19 protein-coding genes are annotated in these 24238 nt (G+C 56.9%); 15 read left to right on the forward strand and 4 right to left on the reverse strand.

The window, feature by feature from the left end; all coding sequences use genetic code 11:
- The first annotated feature begins 15 nt into the window (after nt 1–15).
- Complete coding sequence (locus tag JFV30_RS05580; RefSeq protein ID WP_201122388.1) at nt 16–1530, forward strand: ABC transporter substrate-binding protein; 1515 nt, start codon at nt 16–18, stop codon at nt 1528–1530.
- A 183-nt stretch (nt 1531–1713) separates the two neighbouring features.
- Here JFV30_RS05580 and JFV30_RS05585 read toward each other — a convergent pair whose 3' ends face one another.
- From JFV30_RS05585 to JFV30_RS05600, 4 genes are all read right to left on the reverse strand, one after another.
- The gene (locus JFV30_RS05585) at nt 1714–2454 is read right to left on the reverse strand and encodes a YciK family oxidoreductase (protein WP_201122390.1); all 741 of its coding nucleotides are present in this window, start codon (nt 2452–2454) and stop codon (nt 1714–1716) included.
- Nucleotides 2455–2631: 177 nt separating this feature from the next.
- Nucleotides 2632–3303, reverse strand: a complete 672-nt coding sequence (gene mupP, locus JFV30_RS05590; RefSeq protein WP_010176236.1) for an N-acetylmuramic acid 6-phosphate phosphatase MupP — start codon at nt 3301–3303, stop codon at nt 2632–2634.
- A 4-nt stretch (nt 3304–3307) separates the two neighbouring features.
- A complete protein-coding gene (ubiG, locus tag JFV30_RS05595; RefSeq protein ID WP_201122391.1) occupies nt 3308–4006 on the reverse strand; it encodes a bifunctional 2-polyprenyl-6-hydroxyphenol methylase/3-demethylubiquinol 3-O-methyltransferase UbiG in 699 nt (232 codons plus the stop codon).
- A 63-nt stretch (nt 4007–4069) separates the two neighbouring features.
- Entirely contained in the window at nt 4070–5401 is a 1332-nt protein-coding gene (locus JFV30_RS05600) for a TRZ/ATZ family hydrolase (protein ID WP_201122393.1), read from the reverse strand.
- Nucleotides 5402–5509: 108 nt separating this feature from the next.
- Here JFV30_RS05600 and mtnA point away from each other — a divergent pair, with 108 nt between their 5' ends.
- From mtnA to JFV30_RS05670, 14 genes are all read left to right on the forward strand, one after another.
- A complete protein-coding gene (gene mtnA / locus JFV30_RS05605; RefSeq protein WP_201122395.1) occupies nt 5510–6586 on the forward strand; it encodes an S-methyl-5-thioribose-1-phosphate isomerase in 1077 nt (358 codons plus the stop codon).
- 303 nt (nt 6587–6889) lie between these two features.
- Entirely contained in the window at nt 6890–9544 is a 2655-nt protein-coding gene (gyrA, locus tag JFV30_RS05610) for a DNA gyrase subunit A (protein WP_010176232.1), read from the forward strand.
- Nucleotides 9545–9762: 218 nt separating this feature from the next.
- Nucleotides 9763–10848 carry a 3-phosphoserine/phosphohydroxythreonine transaminase gene (gene serC, locus JFV30_RS05615; RefSeq protein ID WP_010176230.1) on the forward strand — a complete coding sequence of 362 codons (1086 nt, stop codon included), beginning with the start codon at nt 9763–9765 and terminating at the stop codon, nt 10846–10848.
- Entirely contained in the window at nt 10848–11942 is a 1095-nt protein-coding gene (pheA, locus tag JFV30_RS05620) for a prephenate dehydratase (RefSeq protein WP_003218812.1), read from the forward strand. The genes serC and pheA overlap by 1 nt, the downstream gene beginning before the upstream one ends.
- 9 nt (nt 11943–11951) lie before the next feature.
- Nucleotides 11952–13064: a histidinol-phosphate transaminase gene (gene hisC / locus JFV30_RS05625; protein ID WP_010176229.1), complete on the forward strand. Its 1113-nt coding sequence runs from the start codon at nt 11952–11954 to the stop codon at nt 13062–13064.
- Between the two features lie 28 nt (nt 13065–13092).
- Entirely contained in the window at nt 13093–15303 is a 2211-nt protein-coding gene (locus JFV30_RS05630) for a bifunctional prephenate dehydrogenase/3-phosphoshikimate 1-carboxyvinyltransferase (protein WP_242487137.1), read from the forward strand.
- Complete coding sequence (gene cmk, locus JFV30_RS05635) at nt 15300–15989, forward strand: (d)CMP kinase (RefSeq protein ID WP_003172653.1); 690 nt, start codon at nt 15300–15302, stop codon at nt 15987–15989. Before JFV30_RS05630 ends, cmk begins: the two co-directional genes overlap by 4 nt.
- A 119-nt stretch (nt 15990–16108) precedes the next feature.
- The gene (rpsA, locus tag JFV30_RS05640) at nt 16109–17803 is read left to right on the forward strand and encodes a 30S ribosomal protein S1 (RefSeq protein ID WP_003218806.1); all 1695 of its coding nucleotides are present in this window, start codon (nt 16109–16111) and stop codon (nt 17801–17803) included.
- Between the two features lie 337 nt (nt 17804–18140).
- On the forward strand, nt 18141–18437 hold the full coding sequence (gene ihfB, locus JFV30_RS05645; RefSeq protein WP_032888918.1) for an integration host factor subunit beta: 297 nt from the start codon (nt 18141–18143) through the stop codon (nt 18435–18437).
- A 23-nt stretch (nt 18438–18460) separates the two neighbouring features.
- Entirely contained in the window at nt 18461–18709 is a 249-nt protein-coding gene (locus tag JFV30_RS05650) for a lipopolysaccharide assembly protein LapA domain-containing protein (RefSeq protein WP_201122399.1), read from the forward strand.
- Nucleotides 18710–19207: 498 nt separating this feature from the next.
- Complete coding sequence (locus JFV30_RS05655; RefSeq protein WP_201126127.1) at nt 19208–20332, forward strand: DegT/DnrJ/EryC1/StrS family aminotransferase; 1125 nt, start codon at nt 19208–19210, stop codon at nt 20330–20332.
- Between the two features lie 30 nt (nt 20333–20362).
- A complete protein-coding gene (locus JFV30_RS05660; RefSeq protein ID WP_242487027.1) occupies nt 20363–21586 on the forward strand; it encodes an O-antigen translocase in 1224 nt (407 codons plus the stop codon).
- Between the two features lie 155 nt (nt 21587–21741).
- Nucleotides 21742–22635 carry a glycosyltransferase gene (locus JFV30_RS05665; RefSeq protein WP_201122403.1) on the forward strand — a complete coding sequence of 298 codons (894 nt, stop codon included), beginning with the start codon at nt 21742–21744 and terminating at the stop codon, nt 22633–22635.
- Between the two features lie 75 nt (nt 22636–22710).
- Entirely contained in the window at nt 22711–24207 is a 1497-nt protein-coding gene (locus JFV30_RS05670) for a hypothetical protein (RefSeq protein WP_201122405.1), read from the forward strand.
- The last annotated feature ends 31 nt before the right edge of the window (nt 24208–24238 follow it).

Below are 24238 nucleotides of genomic sequence, written 5' to 3' on the forward strand. Positions count from 1 at the left end.
ACAAGGAGTTATGACATGCAATCCCGTCACTTGAAGTTGCTCGCCGCCGCCACGCTCACCGCCTGGTCGCTGACCGCCGGTATCGCCCATGCGGCGGGTGTACTCACCATCGGCTGCCGCGAAGACAGCACCACCTTTGACCCGATCAAAAGTGCGCAGAACCGCGACACCTGGGTGTTCGCCAACGTCTACGACACCCTGGTGCGCGTGGATAACCTGGGCACCAAGATGGAACCGGGGCTGGCAGAAAGCTGGGACATTTCCAAGGACGGCCTGACGTATACCTTCAAGCTGCGTGCCGCAAAGTTCTCGGACGGTTCGCCGATCACCGCTGACGACGCCGCATTCAGCCTGTTGCGCATCCGCGACAACAAGGCCTCGCTGTGGAGCGACCCGTTCAGCCTGATCAACACGGCCAAGGCCAGTGACCCGCAAACCCTGGTGGTAACGCTGAAAACCCCGGCGGTGGCCTTCCTCTCGCAACTCGCTTCACCGACGGTATCGATCCTGTCGGAAAAGGCCATGACCACCATGGGCGAGGACGCCTACTCGGAAAACCCGGTGACCTCTGGCGCGTTTACCGTGGGCGAGTGGCGCAAGGGTGATCGGGTGATTCTGAAGAAGAACCCGAACTTCTGGCAGGCCGGCAAGGTGAGCCTGGATGGCGTGGAATGGGTGTCGGTCACCGATGACAATACGCGCATGCGCATGGTGCAGAACAACGAGCTGGACACAGCGATCTTCGTCCCGTTCTCCCGGGTGGAAGAGCTGAAAAAAGACAAGAACGTGGTGGTCCACTCCGACCCGTCGACCCGTGAAGATCACCTGTTGATCAACCATGCCCACCGCCTGCTGGCCAAGCCAGAAGTGCGTCAGGCGCTGGACATGGCCATCGATAAACAGTCGCTGGTGAAAACCGCCACCTTCGGTCAAGGCACCGTGGCCTATTCCTACATTCCGAAAGGTTCGCTGTACCACTACGCCAACAACCTGCAACGCCCGTACGACCCGACCGAAGCCAAGAAGCTGCTGGCTGCTGCCGGTGCCCAGGATTTGAAGCTGAACTACGTGGTCAACGCCGGCAACGAAGCCGACGAGCAGATTGCGGTGATGATCAAGGATCAGTTGGCCAAGGTCGGCGTGACGGCCAACCTGCAAAAGGTCGACCCGACCCAAAGCTGGCAGATGCTGGTGGACGGCGATTACGACATCTCGGTGATGTACTGGACCAACGACATCCTCGACCCGGACCAGAAGACCACCTTCGTGTTGGGCCACGACACCAACCAGAACTACATGACCCGCTACAAGAACGACAAGGTCAAGGACCTGGTGGCGGCCGCGCGGATCGAAGCCGACCCGGTGAAGCGTGAGCAGATGTACATCGAGCTGCAGAAAATGGCGAAACAGGATGTGAACTGGATCGACTTGTACTACAGCCCGTACATCAACATCTCACGCAAGAACGTCAGCAACTTCCTGCAAAACCCGTTGGGGCGCTTCACGCTTGAGGAAGTGGTGAAGAACTAAGCGTTGTAAACCCAATGTGGGGCCAGCCCTTTTGTGGTGAGCGGGCTTGCCCCGCGCTGGGCTGCGAAGCAGCCCTGAAGCCGGTCATCTCATTTATCTGAAAGCATGCGGTGTCTTTAATGGGGCTGCTTCGCAGCCCGGCGCGGGGCAAGCCCGCTCACCACGAAAGCCAGCCAGTGTCTGTTATTGCGCGTCAAACGCCTGGCCATTGATGCCGGTACTGTCCGGACCCATCAGGTAAAGGTACACCGGCATGATTTCTTCCGGTGTCGGGTTATCGGTCGGGTTCTCCCCTGGATACGCCTGCGCCCGCATGCTGGTGCGGGTGGCGCCCGGGTTGATGCTGTTGGCGCGCACCGGTGCGACGTTATCCAGCTCGTCCGCCAGGGTTTGCATCAGGCCTTCGGTGGCAAACTTCGACACCCCGTACGCGCCCCAATAAGCGCGGCCCTTGCGGCCCACGCTGCTGGAGGTGAACACCACCGATGCATCCTGGGACAGCTTGAGCAGCGGCAACAACGTGCTGGTCAGCATGAACATCGCGTTGACGTTCACGTGCATCACCCGCATGAAATTCTCACCCGACAACTGCTCGATGGGCGTGCGCGGGCCGATGATCGAGGCGTTGTGCAGCAGGCCGTCGAGGTGGCCGAATTCCTTTTCGATCATCGCTGCCAGCTCATCGTATTGATGGGGCAGGGCGGTCTCCAGGTTGAACGGAATCACCACGGGTTGTGGATGGCCGGCCGCTTCGATTTCGTCATAGACCTGCGCCAGGTTGGCTTCGGTCTTGCCCAGCAACAGCACGGTGGCGCCATGGGCGGCATAGGTTTTTGCCGCCGCCGCGCCAATCCCGCGACCGGCGCCGGTGACCAGGATGACCCGGCCCTTGAGCAGTTCTGGACGTGCGGAGTAATCAAACATAAACAACCTCGACAAAGTTCACAGAAAATCCATGTGATTCATTGCGGCTAAGGCTTCTGTGGCGAGGGAGCTTGCTCCCGTTGGGTGCGAAGCAGCCCATCTGTTTGCGACTGCTGCGCAGTCGAACGGGAGCAAGCTCCCTCGCCACAAAGGCGCATCAACCTCAAGCATTCCCGATCAGCAGCTGCACAGCGCGCTATCCAGCACTTTGCGCAATTCCAGCGGGTGATCCACCACCACGTCGGCACCCCAGTTGCGCGGGTTGTCGTCCGGGTGGATATAGCCGTAGGTGACCGCGGCGGTTCGGGTACCGGCGTCGCGGCCCGACTCGATATCCCGCAGGTCATCACCCACGAACAGCACGCTGGCCGGGTCCAGGTTGAGCATCTTGCACGCCAGGATCAGCGGCTCCGGGTCTGGCTTGCTGTTCTTCACGTGGTCCGGGCAGATCAACAGCGCCGAGCGTTCCGCCAGGCCCAGTTGCTGCATGATCGGTTCGGCAAAGCGCAGCGGCTTGTTGGTGACCACGCCCCAGATCAGCCTGGATTTCTCGATATCGGCCAGCAGCTCTTCCATGCCCTCGAACAGCTTGCTGTGAATCGCGCAGCCCTTGAGGTAGCGCTCCAGGAATTCCTGGCGCAGCTCTTCAAAGCCTGGGGATTCAGGGTCCATGGAAAAGGTCACGGCGACCATAGCCCGGGCGCCGCCGGAGATTTCATCGCGGATGTGCTGGTCGTTCATCGGCGCCAGGCCGCGGTCGGCCCGCATGGCCTGGCAGATGGCGATAAAGTCCGGCGCGGTGTCCAGCAGGGTACCGTCCATGTCGAAAAGAACCGCTTGCAACTTCACAGGCTTACTCCTCGCGCAGGGTCTGGATCATGTAGTTGACGTCAACGTCGCTGGCCAGCTTGTAGTGCTTGGTCAGCGGGTTGTAGGTCAAGCCGATGATGTCCTTGACGGTCAGCCCGGCCTGGCGGCTCCAGGCGCCCAGCTCGGAAGGGCGGATGAATTTCTTGAAGTCATGGGTGCCGCGGGGCAGCAACTTCATGATGTATTCGGCACCGATGATCGCGAACAGGTACGCCTTCGGGTTGCGGTTGATGGTGGAGAAGAACACCTGGCCGCCGGGCTTGACCATGCTGAAGCACGCGCGAATCACCGAGGACGGGTCTGGCACGTGCTCGAGCATTTCCAGGCAGGTGACCACGTCGAACTGCCCGGGCATCTCTTTGGCCAGCTCTTCGGCGGTGATCTGCCGGTATTCGACGTTCACGCCCGACTCCAACTGGTGCAACTGGGCGACGGCCAGTGGCGCTTCGCCCATGTCGATACCCATCACGGTGGCGCCGCGTTGGGCCATGGATTCGCTGAGAATGCCGCCGCCGCAACCCACGTCCAGTACCTTCTTGCCGGCCAGGTTGACGCGCTCGTCAATCCAGTTGACCCGCAGCGGGTTGATGTCGTGCAGGGGTTTGAACTCGCTTTCGCGGTCCCACCAGCGATGGGCCAAGGCTTCGAATTTGGCGATTTCAGCGTGGTCGACGTTGCTCATGGGGAATCCTCTAAATCTGATAAAACGTTTTGCCGGTCCTGGCGTTCGTTGCCAGGGCGGACGTTATTCGCTGTGTCCGCTGATGCGTTGGCCCCAGGCGATGGCCGTGGCGCACAACTGTTCTTCATCCAGGCGGGTCAGTTGCCGGTCGTCGAGCAATTGCTTGCCGCCGACCCAAAGGTGTTTCACACAATCGCGTCCGGTGGCATATATAAGCTGTGAGACCGGATCGTAGATCGGTTGTTGCGCCAGGCCCGACAAGTCGAAGGCCACGATGTCGGCGGCCTTGCCCACTTCCAGCGAGCCGATTTCACTTTCCTGGCCCATGGCCCGGGCGCCGTTGAGGGTGGCCATGCGCAACGCGCGGTGGGCATCCAGGGCAGTGGCCGAGCCGGCGACGGCCTTGGCCAGCAACGCGGCGGTGCGGGTTTCGCCCAGCAGGTCGAGGTCATTGTTACTGGCGGCGCCGTCGGTGCCTACTGCCACATTGACGCCGGCTTGCCACAGGCGCTCCACCGGGCAGAAGCCACTGGCCAGTTTCAGGTTGGATTCCGGGCAGTGGATCACGCTGGTGTTACTTTCTACCAGCAAAGCCAGGTCGTCATCGCTGATTTGGGTCATGTGAACGGCCTGGAAGCGCGGCCCCAGCAAGCCCAGGCGACCGAGCCGTGCCAGCGGGCGTTCGCCGCGCTGCTCAACGGACTGCTGCACTTCGAAAGCGGTTTCATGCACGTGCATATGGATCGACGCGTCCAGCTCCTCGGCGATCACCCGGATTTTTTCCAGGTTTTCATCGCAGACGGTGTACGGCGCGTGGGGGCCGAAGGTGATTTTGATCCGCGGGTGGTGCTTCAGGTCGCCGAACAGCTCGACGCCCTGGCGAATGGCCTCATCGGCATCACTGGCACCAGGAATCGGGAAATCAAGGATCGGAATGGCGATTTGCGCACGAATACCGGCGTTGTGCACGCGTTCGCTGGCGACTTTCGGGAAGAAGTACATGTCCGAGAAGCACGTGATACCGCCCTTTATCTGCTCGGCGATCGCCAGGTCAGTGCCATCGCGCACGAAGGCTTCATCGACCCACTTGGCCTCGGCGGGCCAGATGTGGTTTTCCAGCCAGGTCATCAGCGGCAGGTCGTCGGCCAGGCCGCGAAACAGCGTCATCGCCGCGTGGCCGTGGGCGTTGATCAGGCCGGGGCTGAGCAGCATGCCCGGCAGTTCACGCACCTCGGTAGCCTTGAGCTTCAAGGCCGCCGCGCGTGGGCCGATAAACGCAATGCGCCCGTCGCGAATGCCCAGGCCGTGCTCCTTGAGCACTACGCCGGCAGGCTCGACAGGTACCAGCCAGGTGGGCAGCAGCAATAAGTCGAGCGGGGCGGCAGTCGGTGTCATCGAGGGCGGTTTCCCTGGCATCTATAAAGAACGGCGAAGTATACCCGAGCGTCCTGGCTGGCGGATCGCTATAATCGGCGGCTTTTGTTCATGAGTGCGGGGTGAGGGATGCGCGATCGACTGTTGGCTGCGGAGAAAGTGAAGGCCATCGAGTGGCGTGATGGCGCACTGTACCTGCTCGATCAGCGTATTTTGCCGTCCGCGCAAACCTGGGTGGCCTGTACCAGTGCCGCCGAGGTGGCCGAGGCCATTCGCTTGATGGTGGTGCGCGGTGCGCCGGCCATTGGTATCAGTGCGGCGTATGGCCTGGTGCTGGCCGCGCGTGCTCACATCGCCGAGGGCGACGACTGGCAGGCTGCCTGGGAAGAGGACTACGCGCTGCTGGCGGATACCCGTCCGACCGCGTCGAATCTTTTCTGGGCCATGAAGCGCATGCGCGATTGCCTCGATCGCCTTAAGAAACACGCCGATCCGCTGGCGGTGCTGGAGGCCGAGGCGGTGGCGATTCACCAAAGTGATCGTGAAGCCAACCTCACCATGGCGCAGTTGGGCGTGGAGCTGATCCGCAAGCATCAGGGCAACGTCCAGGCGATCCTGACCCATGGCAATGCCGGGGCGCTGGCCACGGGCGGCGTGGGCACCGCTCTCGGGGTGATTCGCGGGGCGTTCCTGGAAGGGATGGTGGAGCGGGTCTATGCCAACGAAACCCGGCCCTGGTTGCAAGGCTCGCGGTTGACGGCCTGGGAGCTGGCCAATGAGGGAATCCCGGTCACGGTGAATGCCGATTCGGCCGGCGCGCACATTCTCAAGACCAAGGGCGTGACCTGGGTGATCGTCGGCGCCGATTGCATTGCCGCCAACGGTGACGTGGTCAGCAAGATCGGCACCTATCAATTGGCGGTGTGCGCCATGCATCACGGCGTGCGCTTCATGGTGGTGGCGCCCAGTTCCACCATCGACATGATGGCGGCCAGCGGCGATGACGTACCGCTTGAAGAGCGCGATGCCCGGGAGTTGCTGGAAGTCGGCGGCACCCGTGTGGCGGCTGATGTAGATGCCTTCAACCCGGTGTTTGACGTAACGCCGGCGGACCTGATTGATGTGATTGTCACCGAAAAAGGCATCGTCGAACGCCCCGACACGGCGAAGCTGGCGCAACTGATGTGTCGTAAACGCCTGCATTAAGGCAATTTGCCCGCAAAAAACGCCTTGGATCCAGCTCTAAGGCCCTCTCGTCGCCGTCAAGCCTGTCATCCGTCAACTTACTATGCTCCATGCGCATCAGGGGGATAGGTGCGTGGCGGCGATTGTGATAACATCCGGCGGTTTCCAGGGTCACCTCAAGGGGTAACCTTTAATGCGCAGATCCGTGTCATAACTCGTTGATTTGTCGTAAGTCGTTGCCAGGCACCATGCCAGCAGCGGCGAGCTTCGTTCGTCCCATATGGATGTGACGAGGTTTCACCCGAAAAAGGAATCAGGCTTCTCATGGGCGAACTGGCCAAAGAAATCCTCCCGGTCAATATCGAAGACGAGCTGAAACAGTCCTACCTCGACTACGCGATGAGCGTAATTGTCGGTCGGGCACTGCCTGATGCGCGCGATGGCTTGAAGCCCGTGCACAGGCGTGTGCTGTTCGCGATGAGCGAGCTGGGTAACGACTGGAACAAGCCGTACAAGAAATCTGCCCGTGTTGTCGGTGACGTGATCGGTAAGTATCACCCTCACGGCGACACTGCGGTGTACGACACCATCGTTCGGATGGCCCAGCCGTTTTCCCTGCGCTACCTGCTGGTAGACGGCCAGGGCAACTTCGGTTCGGTCGACGGCGACAACGCTGCGGCCATGCGATACACCGAAGTGCGCATGACCAAGCTGGCGCACGAGCTGCTGGCTGACCTGCACAAAGAAACCGTGGACTGGGTGCCGAACTACGACGGCACCGAAATGATCCCGGCGGTCATGCCGACCCGTATTCCCAACCTGCTGGTCAACGGCTCCAGCGGTATCGCCGTGGGCATGGCCACCAACATCCCGCCACACAACCTCGGTGAAGTCATCGACGGTTGCCTGGCCCTCATCGACAACCCCGAGCTGACCGTCGATGAGCTGATGCAATACATCCCGGGGCCAGACTTCCCGACTGCCGCGATCATCAACGGTCGCGCCGGTATCATCGAAGCCTACCGCACCGGCCGTGGCCGCATTTACATGCGCGCCCGCTCGATCATCGAAGACATCGACAAGGTCGGTGGCCGCCAGCAGATCGTCATCACCGAGCTTCCTTACCAGTTGAACAAGGCGCGTTTGATCGAGAAGATCGCCGAGCTGGTTAAAGAGAAGAAGCTGGAAGGCATCACCGAGCTGCGCGACGAATCTGACAAAGACGGTATGCGCGTAGTGATCGAGCTGCGTCGTGGCGAAGTGCCTGAGGTGATCCTCAACAACCTCTACGCCCAGACCCAGCTGCAAAGCGTGTTTGGTATCAACGTGGTAGCGCTGATCGACGGCCGCCCGCGCATCCTGAACCTCAAGGATCTGCTGGAAGCCTTCGTGCGTCACCGCCGCGAAGTGGTCACCCGCCGTACAGTGTTCGAACTGCGCAAGGCCCGTGAACGCGGCCATATCCTGGAAGGCCAGGCGGTTGCGCTGTCGAACATCGACCCGGTCATCGCCCTGATCAAGGCCTCGCCGACGCCGTCGGAAGCCAAGGAAGCCCTGATCAAGATGCCGTGGGAATCCAGTGCCGTAGTGGCGATGGTTGAACGTGCCGGTGCCGATTCGTGCCGTCCGGAGACCCTGGACCCACAATACGGCCTGCGCGACGGCAAGTACTTCCTGTCCCCGGAACAGGCCCAGGCCATCCTGGAACTGCGTCTGCACCGCCTGACCGGCCTGGAGCACGAGAAGCTGCTGGCCGAGTACCAGGAGATTCTCAACCAGATCGGCGAGCTGATCCGCATCCTCAACAGCGCCGTGCGCCTGATGGAAGTGATCCGCGAAGAGCTGGAAGTGATCCGCGCCGAATACGGCGACGTGCGCCGCACCGAGATTCTCGATGCCCGTCTCGACCTGACCCTGGGTGACATGATCCCGGAAGAAGATCGCGTCGTGACCATCTCCCACGGTGGCTATGCCAAGACCCAGCCTTTGGCTGCGTACCAGGCCCAGCGTCGTGGTGGTAAAGGCAAGTCGGCTACCGGCGTCAAGGATGAGGACTACATCGCTCACCTGCTGGTTGCCAACAGCCACACCACGCTGCTGCTGTTCTCCAGCAAAGGCAAGGTGTACTGGCTGAAAACCTACGAAATCCCGGAAGCGTCCCGCGCTGCCCGTGGTCGTCCGTTGGTCAACCTGCTGCCGCTGGACAGTGATGAATACATCACCACCATGCTGCCAGTAGACGAATACACCGAAGGTCACTTCATCTTCATGGCCACCGCCAAGGGCACCGTGAAGAAGACCCCGCTGGAATCCTTCAGCCGTCAACGCAGCGTGGGCCTGATCGCCCTCGAACTGGACGAAGGCGACGTATTGATCAGCGCGGCCATCACCGACGGCGAGCGTGAAGTCATGCTGTTCTCCGACGGCGGCAAGGTCACGCGCTTCAAGGAATCCGACGTTCGCGCCATGGGCCGTACCGCCCGCGGTGTGCGCGGCATGCGTCTGCCGGAAGGGCAGAAGCTGATTTCGATGCTGATCCCGGAAGAAGGCAGCGAGATTCTCACTGCTTCGGCTCGTGGTTACGGCAAGCGTACGGCCATCAGCGAGTTCCCTGAGTACAAGCGTGGCGGCCAGGGCGTTATCGCCATGGTCAGCAACGATCGCAACGGCCGTCTGGTCGGCGCGGTCCAGGTGCTGGATGGCGAGGAAATCATGCTGATTTCCGACCAGGGCACCCTGGTGCGTACCCGGGTTGATGAAGTGTCGAGCCTGGGGCGTAACACCCAGGGCGTGACCTTGATCAAGCTGGCCAGCGACGAAACCTTGGTAGGCCTGGAGCGTGTCCAGGAGCCATCGGAAGTCGAGGGTGAGGAGCTGGAAGGTGAAGAGCTTGAGGGTGACGTGATCGCCGGTGGCGATGACAACGTCGACGAGCCAACACTCGACGCTGCCGCAGACGAAGAAGAACCGCAGGAATAAGCGGACACACAGGGGGCGGATGAAGATTCGCCCCCTTGTTGTTTGTCCCTTTTGAAATACGACGCCGCGCCGCTCTTGTAGGAGCCGGCTTGCCGGCGATGGCATCAACTCGGTTCAAGTGAAGCGCCGAGTCGTTTGCATCGCTGGCAAGCCAGCTCCTACAGGGTTCCGCGTTGCGGGATGTTGATTGCAGTCCCACCAGATCAGAGAGATTGGATGTGAGCAAGAGAGCCTATAACTTCTGTGCCGGTCCCGCGGCGCTTCCTGAAGCAGTCCTGCAGCGCGCGCAGGGTGAACTCCTCGACTGGCATGGAAAAGGCCTCTCCGTGATGGAAATGAGCCATCGCAGCGATGAGTTCGTGTCCATTGCCACCAAGGCCGAGCAGGATATGCGCGACTTGCTGGACATCCCGTCTGACTACAAAGTGTTGTTCCTGCAAGGCGGCGCAAGCCAGCAGTTCGCCCAGATCCCGCTTAACCTGCTGCCGGAAGACGGCACGGCCGACTATATCGACACCGGTATCTGGGGCCAGAAGGCGATTGAAGAGGCCTCCCGTTACGGCCACGTCAATGTGGCGGGCACTGCCAAGCCTTACGACTACTTCGCCATTCCTGGTCAGAACGAGTGGAAGCTCTCGAAAGACGCCGCCTACGTTCACTATGTGGCGAACGAAACCATTGGCGGCCTGGAGTTCGACTGGGTTCCCGAGGTAGGTGATGTTCCGCTGGTGTGCGACATGTCCTCGGACATCCTCTCGCGGCCGATCGATGTGTCCAGGTACGGCATGATCTACGCCGGCGCGCAGAAGAACATCGGCCCGAGCGGCATCCTGGTCAACATCATCCGCGAAGACCTGCTGGGTCGTGCGCGTTCGCTGTGCCCGACCATGCTTAACTACAAGGTCGCGGCCGATAACGGCTCGATGTACAACACCCCGCCGGCTTTCGCCTGGTACCTGTCGGGCCTGGTATTCGAATGGCTGAAAGAGCAGGGCGGTGTGGCTGCCATGGGCAAGCTCAACGAAGAGAAGAAACGTACCCTGTACGACTTCATCGACGCCAGCGGCCTGTACAGCAACCCGATCAACCTGACCGATCGTTCGTGGATGAACGTGCCGTTCCGCCTGGCGGACGACCGTCTGGACAAGCCATTCCTGGCCGGCGCCGATGAGCGCGGCCTGTTGAACCTCAAGGGCCACCGTTCGGTAGGTGGCATGCGCGCCTCCATCTATAACGCTGTCGATATCCACGCCGTCAGGGCGTTGGTGGCCTACATGGCAGAGTTCGAAAAGGAACACGGCTAATGTCTGAGCAAGAACTCAAGGCCCTGCGCGTACGCATTGACAGCCTGGACGAGAAAGTCCTGGAGCTGATCAGTGAGCGCGCGCGGTGCGCCCAGGAAGTTGCACGGGTGAAAATGGCGTCCCTGGCTGAAGGCGAAGTGCCGGTTTTTTACCGTCCGGAGCGTGAAGCCCAGGTGCTCAAGCGCGTGATGGAACGCAACAAGGGCCCGCTGGGCAACGAAGAGATGGCGCGGTTGTTCCGTGAAATCATGTCTTCGTGCCTGGCACTGGAGCAGCCGCTGAAAGTGGCTTACCTCGGCCCGGAAGGCACCTTCACTCAAGCTGCAGCCATGAAGCACTTCGGTCACGCCGTGATCAGCAAGCCGATGGCCGCGATCGACGAAGTGTTCCGTGAAGTGGCCGCCGGGGCGGTGAATTTTGGCGTGGTGCCGGTGGAAAACTCCACCGAAGGCGCCGTCAACCACACGCTCGACAGCTTCCTTGAGCACGACATGGTGATCTGCGGCGAAGTTGAGCTGCGTATCCACCACCACTTGCTGGTGGGCGAAAACACCAAGACCGACAGCATCAGCCGCATCTACTCCCACGCCCAGTCCCTGGCCCAGTGCCGCAAGTGGCTGGACGCGCACTATCCGAACGTGGAGCGTGTGGCGGTGTCCAGCAACGCCGAAGCGGCGAAGCGGGTCAAGGGCGAGTGGAATTCGGCGGCAATTGCCGGTGACATGGCCGCTGGCCTATACGGCCTGACGCGCCTGGCCGAGAAAATCGAGGACCGCCCGGATAACTCCACGCGCTTCCTGATGATCGGCAGCCAGGAAGTGCCGCCCACCGGCGACGACAAGACCTCGATCATCGTCTCCATGAGCAACAAGCCCGGCGCGCTGCATGAGCTGCTGGTGCCGTTCCACGATAACGGGATTGACCTGACGCGAATCGAGACTCGTCCTTCGCGCAGCGGTAAATGGACTTATGTGTTCTTTATCGACTTCGTCGGCCATCATCGCGACCCACTGGTCAAGGGTGTGCTCGAGAAAATCAGTCAGGAAGCCGTAGCACTCAAGGTGCTGGGCTCTTACCCGAAAGCGGTTTTGTGAGGCTTTAACATGAGTGGCAACTTCCTCGCCCTGGCACAGCCGGGCGTGCAACAACTGTCGCCTTACGTTCCGGGCAAGCCTGTGGACGAGTTGGCGCGTGAGTTGAATCTGGATCCATCGAAGATCGTAAAGCTGGCCAGTAACGAAAACCCGTTGGGCCCAAGCCCCAAGGTACTGGCCGCGATTCGTGATGCGCTGGCTGAGCTGACCCGTTACCCCGATGGCAATGGCTTTGCGCTCAAGTCCCTGTTGGCGGAAAAGTGCCGGGTTGAGCTGAACCAGGTGACCCTGGGTAACGGTTCCAACGACATTCTGGAGCTGGTCGGCCGTGCCTATCTGGCGCCGGGCCTGAATGCGGTGTTCAGTGAGCACGCGTTTGCGGTCTATCCGATTGTCACTCAGGCGGTAGGGGCTGAAGCTCGCGTCATTCCTGCCAGGGATTGGGGCCATGACCTGCCGGCCATGCTGGCGGCCATCGATGACAAGACCCGTGTCGTGTTTATCGCCAACCCGAATAACCCGACCGGTACCTGGTTCAGCGCCGAGGTGCTGGACAATTTCCTGCAAGACGTTCCGGAGCACGTGCTGGTGGTGCTGGACGAGGCTTACATCGAGTACGCCGAAGGCAGCGACCTGCCGGACGGCCTGGACTTCCTCGCGGCCTATCCGAACCTGCTGGTCTCGCGCACGTTCTCCAAGGCTTATGGCCTGGCATCGCTGCGGGTCGGTTACGGCCTGTCCACCGCCGTGGTGGCCGATGTGCTGAACCGTGTTCGCCAGCCCTTCAACGTCAACAGCCTCGCACTGGCGGCGGCCTGCGCTGCGGTGCAGGACGCCGAGTACCTGGAAGAAGGTCGTCGCCTCAACGAAAGCGGCATGCTGCAATTGCAGGAAGGCTTCCGTGAGTTGGGTCTGGGCTGGATTCCGTCCAAGGGCAACTTCATTTGTGTCGATCTCGGCCAAGTTGCGGCGCCGGTGTTCCAGGGCCTGCTGCGCGAAGGCGTGATCGTACGTCCGGTTGCCAACTACGGCATGCCGAACCACCTGCGCATCACCATCGGTTTGCCTGCTGAAAACAGCCGCTTCCTTGAGGCACTGGCCAAGGTTCTGGCTCGTGGTTGATGTCACTGCATTGCAACCTGCTGTGCCTATGATCGGTCGCCTGGTGGTGGTCGGTCTGGGATTGATCGGCGGCTCCTTCGCCAAGGGCCTGCGGGAAAGCGGCCTGTGTGGCGAAGTGGTCGGTGTGGACCTGGACCCGCAATCGCGCAAGTTGGCGGTTGAGTTGGGGGTGGTGGATCGCTGCGAGGCGGACCTGGCGATTGCCTGCCAGGGCGCGGATGTCATTCAGTTGGCGGTGCCGATCCTGGCCATGGAGAAGTTGCTGGCGCTGTTGGCCGGCATGGACCTGGGCCGGGCGATCCTGACCGACGTCGGCAGTGCCAAGGGCAATGTCGTGCGTGCCGCCCGGCAGGCCTTTGGTGGCATGCCTGCGCGCTTTGTGCCCGGGCACCCGATTGCCGGGTCCGAGCAGAGCGGGGTGGAAGCCTCCAATGCGCAACTGTTCCGCCGCCATAAAGTGATTCTGACGCCACTGGATGAAACCGATCCTGCGGCATTGGCCGTGGTGGATCGGCTCTGGCGCGAGCTGGGGGCGGACGTCGAGCACATGCAGGTCGAGCGCCACGATGAAGTGTTGGCGGCGACCAGTCATTTGCCGCATTTGCTGGCGTTTGGCCTGGTGGACTCGCTGGCCAAGCGCAACGAGAACCTCGAGATTTTCCGTTACGCCGCCGGTGGTTTCCGTGACTTTACCCGGATCGCCGGCAGCGACCCGGTGATGTGGCACGACATCTTCCTCGCCAACCGCGATGCAGTGTTGCGCACCCTGGATACGTTCCGCAGTGACCTCGACGCCTTGCGCGACGCGGTCGATGCGGGCGACGGGCATCAGTTGTTGGGGGTGTTCACCCGTGCGCGGGTGGCGCGGGAGCATTTCAGCAAGATTCTGGCGCGTCGGGCTTATATGGATGCTGCTGTAAACGCGGATGACCTGGTGTTTCTCGCCAGCCCGGGTGGCCGCTTGAGCGGGCGGATTCGGGTGCCTGGGGATAAATCGATCTCTCATCGCTCGATCATGCTTGGGTCGCTGGCGGATGGCGTCACCGAGGTAGAAGGTTTCCTGGAAGGTGAGGATGCCCTGGCGACCCTGCAGGCGTTTCGCGACATGGGCGTGGTGATTGAAGGCCCGCACCACGGGCGCGTCACCATTCACGGGGTTGGCCTGCATGGCTTGAAGCCGGCGCCAGGTCCGATTTATCTGGGTAATTCCGGCACCTCCATGCGGCTGTTGTCCGGTTTGCTGGCGGCGCAAAGCTTTGACAGCGTATTGACGGGCGATGCCTCGTTGTCCAAGCGCCCAATGAATCGTGTGGCCAAGCCATTGCGTGAAATGGGCGCGGTAATCGAGACCGGGCCGGAAGGGCGTCCGCCACTGACGATTCGTGGTGGCCAGACACTGAAAGGGCTGACGTACGCATTGCCGATGGCCAGCGCCCAGGTTAAATCCTGCCTGCTGCTGGCCGGGTTGTATGCCGAGGGTAAAACCTCGATTACCGAGCCCGCGCCGACCCGTGACCATACCGAGCGGATGTTGCGTGGTTTTGGTTATCCGGTGGAGGTGGCGGGGGCAACGGCGTCGGTCGAGTCCGGTCACTCGCTTACCGCGACGCATATAGAAGTGCCGGGGGATATTTCCTCATCGGCGTTTTTCCTGGTGGCGGCTTCGATTGCCGAAGGCTCTGAGCTGTTGCTTGAGCATGTGGGGATCAATCCGACTCGTACCGGGGTGATCGATATCCTGCGGCTGATGGGCGCGGATATCACCCTGGAAAACCAGCGGGAAGTGGGTGGCGAGCCGGTTGCCGATCTGCGTGTTCGCGCGGCGCCGTTGAGGGGTATCGAGATTCCCGAAGCCCTGGTTCCGCTGGCTATCGATGAATTCCCGGTGTTGTTCGTGGCGGCGGCGTGCGCGCAAGGCCGGACGGTATTGCGTGGTGCAGAGGAGCTGCGGGTCAAGGAGTCCGATCGGATCCAGGTGATGGCCGATGGGCTGCTGGCGTTGGGCGTAAAGTGTGAACCGACACCTGATGGGATTATCATTGAAGGCGGCGTAATCGGTGGTGGTGAAGTCCATGCCCATGGCGATCACCGGATTGCCATGGCCTTCAGCGTGGCCTCCCTGCGAGCGGCTGCGCCGATTCGTATCCATGACTGTGCCAACGTGGCTACGTCTTTTCCGAATTTTCTTACACTGTGTGCCCAAGTCGGCATCCGTGTTGCCCAAGAGGCTCAATTGTGAATATCAAAGCACCGGTGATTACCATCGACGGGCCAAGTGGCTCGGGCAAAGGCACGATCGCCGGCATCCTGGCCAAGCGCCTGGGCTGGTGCCTGCTGGATTCCGGCGCGCTGTACCGCTTGCTGGCTTTTGCTGCGCGCAACCATGGCGTCGACCTGACCAACGAAGAATCACTGAAGCTGCTGGCTGCCCATCTTGATGTGCAGTTCGTCGGGGCGACGGAAGGTCATCCCCAGCGCATCATCCTGGAAGGGGACGATGTGACGGATGATCTGCGAAACGAACAGGTCGGTTCCTGGGCGTCCCAAGTTGCCGCCTTGCCGGCTGTGCGCGACGCTTTGCTGCAGCGCCAGCGAGCTTTTCAGGAGCCGCCGGGCCTGGTGGCTGACGGCCGCGACATGGGCACGGTGGTTTTTCCCGAGGCACCGCTGAAGATTTTCCTGACCGCCAGCGCCGAGGAGCGGGCCCGTCGCCGTTACTTGCAGTTGAAGGGCAAAGTCGATGGTGTTAGTCTGTCGAGTCTGCTAGATGAGATCCGTGCACGCGATGAGCGTGACACCCAGCGTGCGGTAGCCCCGCTCAAGCCGGCGGCTGACGCCATACAGCTGGATTCCACGGAGTTGTCCATCGAGCAGGTGCTGGAACGCATCTTGAGTGAAATCGCCATTCGCGATATCGCCGGGTGACCAAGAAGGCCGCAGGGGACCAGTCATAGTCCTGTGGTGCTTCTTTTAATTGAAACTGACCCACACCGTCTGGGGTGTGGAGATGGGCGTATTCTTCGCCCTTATCAACAGGAATTAAAATGAGCGAAAGCTTTGCGGAACTCTTTGAAGAAAGCCTAAAAACCCTGAACCTTCAGGCAGGCTCCATCATCACCGGTGTTATCGTTGATATCGATTACCAAGCTCGCTGGGTAACCGTTCACGCTGGTCTGAAGTCTGAAGCTCTGATCCCGCTGGAACAGTTCTACAACGATGCTGGTGACCTGACTATCAATGTCGGTGACGAAGTTCACGTTGCTCTGGACTCGGTTGAAGACGGTTTCGGTGAAACCAAGCTGTCCCGTGAAAAAGCCAAGCGCGCTGAATGCTGGATTGTTCTCGAAGCAGCCTTCGCAGCTGAAGAAGTGGTCAAGGGCGTTATCAACGGTAAGGTTAAAGGCGGCTTCACTGTCGACGTTAACGGCATCCGTGCGTTCCTGCCAGGTTCTTTGGTCGACGTTCGTCCTGTGCGCGACACCACGCACCTGGAAGGCAAAGAACTCGAATTCAAGGTCATCAAACTCGACCAGAAACGCAACAACGTTGTCGTTTCCCGTCGCAGCGTCCTGGAAGCAGAAAACTCCGCCGAGCGTGAAGCTCTGCTGGAATCCCTGCAGGAAGGCCAACAAGTCAAAGGTATCGTCAAGAACCTCACCGATTACGGCGCATTCGTCGATCTGGGTGGCGTCGATGGCCTGCTGCACATTACCGACATGGCTTGGAAGCGTATCAAGCATCCATCGGAAATCGTCAACGTTGGCGACGAGATCGATGTCAAGGTTCTGAAGTACGATCGTGAGCGCAACCGTGTCTCCCTGGGCTTGAAACAGCTGGGCGAAGATCCATGGGTCGCTATCAAGGCTCGTTACCCAGAAAGCACTCGCGTAACCGCGCGTGTTACCAACCTGACCGACTACGGCTGCTTCGCAGAGCTGGAAGAAGGCGTGGAAGGCCTGGTACACGTTTCCGAAATGGACTGGACCAACAAGAACATCCACCCTTCGAAAGTCGTACAAGTCGGCGACGAAGTGGAAGTTATGGTTCTGGACATCGACGAAGAGCGTCGTCGCATCTCCCTCGGCATCAAGCAGTGCAAATCTAACCCATGGGAAGATTTCTCTGGCCAGTTCAACAAGGGCGATAAAATCTCCGGCACCATCAAGTCGATCACCGATTTCGGTATCTTCATTGGTCTGGACGGCGGCATCGACGGCCTGGTTCACCTGTCCGACATCTCCTGGAACGAAGTTGGCGAAGAAGCTGTTCGTCGTTTCAAGAAGGGCGACGAGCTGGACACCGTTATCCTGTCGGTTGACCCAGAGCGCGAGCGTATCTCCCTGGGTATCAAGCAACTGGAAAGCGATCCGTTCTCCGAGTACGTTCAAGAGAACGACAAAGGCGCAATCGTTAAAGGCATCGTGAAAGAAGTTGACGCCAAAGGCGCCATCATCACTCTGGCCGACGATATCGAAGCGACTCTGAAAGCCTCCGAAATCAGCCGTGACCGCGTTGAAGACGCGCGCAACGTTCTGAAAGAAGGCGAAGAAGTAGAAGCCAAGATCATCAGCGTTGACCGCAAGAGCCGCGTAATCCAGCTCTCCATCAAGTCGAAAGACGACGCTGAAGAGAAAGAAGCAATCCAGAGCCTGCGCGACAAGCCAGCTACCTCTGAGCCTTCTGCTGGTCCTACCACTCTGGGCGACCTGCTGCGTGCACAAATGGAAAAGCAGAACTAAGTTCTGTCAGACCATAGAAAAAGGGCGACTTCGGTCGCCCTTTTTTGTGCCTTGGATTTGGTGTTATGCGAACTTCGTCCCGGTGTTCCGCGGCTGGGGCGCTGTGGTCTTGCTGGTAGCGCGTTCGCGCTCATAGGCTCCATCAGCCAGTTATCACTCTTGAGTGGCTTCTGTGCCGCTAGGCGAAGCGAGGGGTGGCGGGCTCTAAAGCCGTGGCTCTGAGAGTTACGCCCCAACTCTTTGAATATAAGTCAATACTTGGGCTGTTCAAATTCCTCCGGTCATGCTAAAACCTTCGAAGCGCTTTTCCTAGCTGCTTGAAAAAGAAGGGAAAAATATGACGAAGTCGGAGTTGATCGAACGAATTGTCACCCATCAAGGGCTCCTCTCATCCAAGGATGTGGAGCTTGCTATCAAGACTATGCTTGAACAAATGTCCCAGTGCCTGGCTACCGGGGACCGGATTGAAATTCGTGGCTTTGGTAGTTTCTCGCTGCATTATCGGGCGCCGCGTGTAGGTCGCAATCCTAAGACCGGGCAATCCGTCAGTCTTGACGGAAAGTTCGTACCTCACTTCAAGCCGGGGAAGGAATTGCGAGATCGAGTCAATGAAGATGAGGAAGACGGCGTCTGAGTCTTTTTAGGTAGGAGAGGATTATGCGCGGGGTTAAGCGATTTATACTGATATTAGCTATTTTTGTCGTCGTTTTGGCGATTTTAGCGTTTGTGTTGGAAAACCAACAAGCCGTTACCCTGTCATTTTTTGGCTGGAGTAGTGCACAGTGGCCTGCCGCAGTGTTTATTACCTTGGCATTAATCGTCGGTATGCTGATCGGGCCGATATTCGGCGCGCTAGTCAGGTACGCAACGCGTCGTGAGCGGTCGAGTACGCCTCTTCAGCGTTAACGCCGCTATATCATTCAGAACAGGTTAGGCAGTGGATTCATCGTGTACTTTCCTCAAGTGCACGGTCCGCTTTTGTGCCTATACCCATCCCCCGTCTGCGCATTTCTGCGGTTAAGCACGCTTCAGTGTTCTGGGTAGTCGCATCCCACGTGCTGATGTGAGGGCGGGTTCAAGGGATTCGCCACCACAGTCTGGCAAATTTGCACCGTGCTGAAAGGCGCAGCGATCGAAAATGGGTGCAACTTGTGCGCACGCATTGATTGAAAGTGAGGTTGTTGTCGGGAACAATGCCACGGTGAAATCCGGGGGTGTTCCCAGGCAATGGATGGAGCAATCGTGGATGACGGGTTTGTTCGTCCAAATGCCACCGTTCCGATGATGCCCGGGGCAGTGAAAGGGCATTGCGCAATGGTTGGCGTTGATACGACTGCGACCAAGGATATTCCCGAGTGCGCAGTAGTGTTAAGCAACTCCGTAAATAATTGGGTACATGGAAAAATGATAGATTTTTTGGATTTGAAATCGGTTAATGCTGCGTTCCGGGATGAGTTGGTAGCAGCCTGCGCACGAGTAATTGATTCGGGCTGGTACATTGGTGGTCGTGAACTGGCAAAATTTGAGGCGGAATATGCTGAGTTTTGTGGTTCTCAGTATTGTGTTGGCGTCGCGAATGGCCTCGATGCATTGATCTTGACATTGCGTGCCTGGAAAGTCATGGGCAAAATCCAGGAGGGTGATGAAGTCATCGTTCCGTCCAATACCTACATTGCAAGCATACTGGCCATTACAGAAAATCGTCTAACTCCCATTTTAGTTGAGCCAGATGCGGATACGTTTAACTTGTGTCCATCCAATGTCAGAAAAGCGATTACTCCAAGAACACGTGTGATCTTACCGGTCCATTTATATGGCCAGCTTGCTGATATGCCAGCGTTGCTGAAAGTGGCGGCTGAGCATGATTTGCTTGTTTTAGAAGATTCCGCACAATCGCACGGTGCAAGTATTGGTGGTAGAAAAGCCGGCAGTTGGGGTGATGCGTCAGGATTTAGTTTTTACCCTGGGAAGAACCTGGGGGCTCTAGGGGACGCTGGTGCAATCACTACTGATGATTTAGAACTGGCCGATACGCTTAGGGCGTTACGCAACTACGGCTCTCAAGAGAAATATAAAAACCTGTATCAAGGTGTTAATAGTCGGCTGGATGAGATTCAAGCTGCGATGTTGAGTGTCAAGCTTAAATATTTGGATGTGCAAACCGAGCATAGGCGAGAAATTGCCGCGCTTTATTTGGAGGGTATTAAAAACCCAAATATTAAGCTGCCTACCGCAGTGACCGGGGGTGGCTGCGAGTCTGAAAGTCACGTTTGGCATCTTTTCGTCGTCAGTTGCGATCAGCGCGAAGCGCTCAAGGACCACCTGACCGCGTGCGGTGTACAAACACTTATTCACTATCCCATTCCCCCGCATCAGCAACCCGCGTATTCCGAGTGGCGCGAACATTCTTTTCCCGTTTCAGAGCAAATGCACCGTCGCGTGTTGAGTCTTCCAATGGGGCCTTCCTTGAGTTTGGATGATGCACGGCGCGTTGTTGATGCTTGTAATAGTTTTTCAGGGAATGGCTGATCGGGCATGACTTTTATACGGACGAGCCTGTTGAATGCAATTGCTGTATTCATAAAAATGCTTACGCTATTGGGTATCAATAAGGTCCTCGCTGTTTATGTCGGTCCGGGTGGATACGCCGCTATTGGCCAGTTTCAAAATGCAGTCCAGATGATCACTACCTTTGCCAGTGGTGCTGTCAATACAGGGGTTACCAAATACACAGCTGAGTTTAAGGATGATGTGGCTGCGCAGCATCGAGTCTGGCGAACGGCAGGAACAATAGCTCTATCAGGATCACTGTTTTTTTCGATTTTGATTGTTGTTTTTAGTAAGGCGTTGGCGACATTGTTTTTGAAGGATGAAAATTTTAGCAGTGTCTTTATCTGGTTCGGCGCGACATTGGTGTTTTTTACATTCAATACTCTTATGTTGGCGATATTGAATGGGAAAAAAGAGATAGGGAAATACGTATTAGCGAGTATTGCGGGTAGCCTGTTCGCGATTTTAGTCACAACAGTGATGTCAATGTCCTATGGCTTGCTTGGAGCATTGGTTGCCTTAGCTGTCTACCAATCGCTTAGCTTTTTCATAACATTGTTCATATGCTTTAAGACTCACTGGTTCAAACTGTCCTATGTTGTTGGTAAGTTAGACAGAGGTACGGCTGTCAATTTATCTAAGTTTACACTTATGGCGCTTTCGTCAGCGTTGTGTATGCCGTTGAGCCATATCCTTGTGCGAAATCATTTGGGGGCAACCTTTGGGTGGGAGGCGGCGGGGTACTGGGAGGCTATGTGGCGTTTAAGTACGGCCAACCTTATGTTGGTAACAACGACGTTAAGTGTCTACTATTTGCCAAGGTTGTCAGAGTTAAAGGACGCAAAATCCGTAAGGTCGGAGATATTGCAAGTCTACAAGATCATTTTTCCGGTGGCCGTGGTATGTGGTGTGATCATGTACGCGCTACGTGACTTTATTATTTCAGTGCTTTTTACATCTGATTTTTTGCCGATGCGCGAGTTATTCGGTTGGCAGATCGTTGGTGATGTCTTGAAAATTGCCAGTTGGATTTTAGGTTACGTGTTGGCCGCGAAGGCATACTGGAAGATTTTCATAGTTTCAGAGATTTCATTTGCCCTGATATTTTATGTGTTGGTGATATCGCTTTCTGCTCTTGGTCTAACAAGTGCTGTAGTTGCGCATGCAATCGCCTACGGTTTATACCTGTTTTCCATGTTTGTAATTCTGAAGAAAAAAGGGATTCTTGCATGAGTGATGCGTCTGAAAGTATGTATACATAATTGATGTCTGTGTCCATGAGCATATTTTAGATGTTTTGGTTGGGTTGTGTGTTGCGTTACTGGTTTGGTAATATTTTTATAGGTCGGTCTGCTGTTTTTCGGCGTTTTCCTGACAGGGGATGAGTTTTGGATAGTAAAGATTGCCCGCCCGGTCCATTAGTCACTATGTGTGTGCCCGTATATAATCATGAGGGCTTTGTTGAGGCGAGCATAAAGAGCATTGTTGCGCAAACGTATAAAAATATAGAACTGATCATTATAGACGACGGTTCGACAGATGGATCGGCTGAAGTCGTGAGCAGATTTCTAGAGCAATGTGAGGCACGATTCACTCGTTTTAAGTTTGTGTCGCGGCCAAATAAAGGATTGTCAGCAACTTTAAATGATGCACTTCAGTGGGCTTCGGGTACTTATTTTTCCGCGCTGGCGTCTGATGATATTCTTTATCCAGATAAGACTGCTGTATTAGTAGAGCACATGCTGGGGAATCCCGATTGTGTAGCGTCATTTGGCTCGGTGTCGCTTATTGACGATGATGGCGTTGAAAGAGGGGTTCGAAAAAGGGGGGGGAAGTACCAGTTTGATGAGGTGTTTCTACTCAGGGCTGAATTGCCTGCGCCCGCGAGCATGGTGGTGCTGCAAGCCATTTTGGATGCGGGTGGTTACAACCCGGATGTGAAGATAGAAGACTGGGATATGTGGACGCGATTGACTAAGGGGAATAATAAGTTTGTAGAGGTCCTTCCTCTCGTACTGGCAAAATATCGCATGCACCCAGGTAACACGATGAAGCAACTTGATCTTGTGCATAATGGCCTACTGATGGTTGCTGAGCAGCATCGGGATCATCCTCTATATGACCGAGTGCAGTGCGTTTTGAGTTGTGTTCGATTCAGAAATCTTGCATCAGTCCGAAAGACGGAAGCGATACACCTACTTCGCAAGCTTTTGGTTAATTTCCATAGCTACTCGGAACCAAGATTTTATCAAGGAATATTGCATCTACTATTTAGATGGTGATGCCGCTAAGTTTCAGGTCGCACTGGATCGCGGCTACCACATAAGCTTAATTAAGCTCGGGTGGCTGAACCTATCGTGAAGAAGGAAGGATTAGTTTTGAAAATTTTTGCACGTGACGCTGATACCCTATCGGGAAGGCATGTCGCTATAGCAGTCTTTATGTTGATGCTTCTTGCATACATATGGATTGGTTTTATACCCCTGAATAACGGATCAGGCTGGGATGGAAATGATTATCTGGGTTATGTAAAGTTACTAGCAGCTGGCGAGCCTATAGTGGGTGATCCCTATCGCTCAGTAAGACTTTCAGGTTTTCTCCAACTGATTCCATTCGTTTGGGGTGGAGCAGGGACAGCAACGTTGGTGCTTGTTCAGCTGGTATTTAATATCGGTATGATGGCAGTGGGTGTTGGAAGTCTCTTTAGTTGCTTGAGAGCGCTTGGTGTAGATTCTCGCAAGGCTGGCTTTTCAGTGGCACTGTTAATGTTCAGTTGGGCCGGTTTAGTGATGCCTGTTTTCTATCCGGTACTCAGTGATAACTTGGCACTCCCTCTTTGCTGTATGGCCATGTGGTGTTGGGTTAAGCAAAAAAGTGTGTGTCTTTACATGTTGTGTGGTTGGTTTGTATGGCTGTTCCCTGGGCTGTTTTTAGTACCGCTGGGGTTGATTGCTTTTCCTTATGAGCGAGACAAAAAAATCCAAGAAATCGACATTAAAGATCGATTTAAAATCAGGCTTTTCGCTTTTTTTTCCGTGATTGGGTTGCTGCTCTACTGCTATTGGATGAGGAAAATCACAATCGTAAAAGTGGCAACCTACATGGCCAGTGGAGGAAGTACTGGTATTGCATCTCTCGTTCCTTTTTCGATTGCGATTCAGGCGTTGACTATCGTCATCCTTGCTTGGGCTGGCGCAAGCTTTTTATGCAGCCCTAAACTTCATCGGTCACTTAGCATACGCGGTCTTGTGCTTTGTATCTGTACCATAGCTGCTAGTTATCTGGCAATGAAGCTGGTCATCAATTTTTCGGCAGGATTTAAAGGTCCTCCCTTAATAAAGAATTTGATGTTGCAGGCTGTTGGTGCCCCTTTTAAACCGTGGGTTTCACATTTCCTGTATTTTGGTCTCGTTGTTCCACTTGTCGCTGCTCAGTGCATACGCTGGTGCTTCCGTGGGGACACGAATATGCCGGTCGGTTTGCTTTTTATTGTCATCTCTTTTCTTCCATTCCTGTGTTTTGGATCAGAAAGCCGTCAGTGGATCGGGGTTCTTCCGGCATGCGTAGTTATTTACGCGTTGACTGAAAACACCAGGCGCCAGCAAGTGTTCCTGGTCCTGGCATCAATTGCGTCACTGTTTACCATGTTCGGCATTCAAGCCAACATTGCAACTGCAGTACAAAATGAATTGGGATTTCAGAGTTCTGAATGGCAATACTATTTTGGGCGGCAAGGGCCTTGGATGTCCGTTGATGTATATAAGTTCGGCCTGATAGCACTGGTTGGGGTGGCGGCTGTTTATCTTGGTTTGGGAGTATCCAAAGATAAGATAGTGGGTAAGTCACAAAGCTAATTTTAAACCAGCACAAAAAAGCCTGCTCTCG

The sequence above is a fragment of the Pseudomonas sp. TH32 genome, assembly GCF_016650855.1.
Classification (GTDB): Bacteria; Pseudomonadota; Gammaproteobacteria; order Pseudomonadales; family Pseudomonadaceae; genus Aquipseudomonas.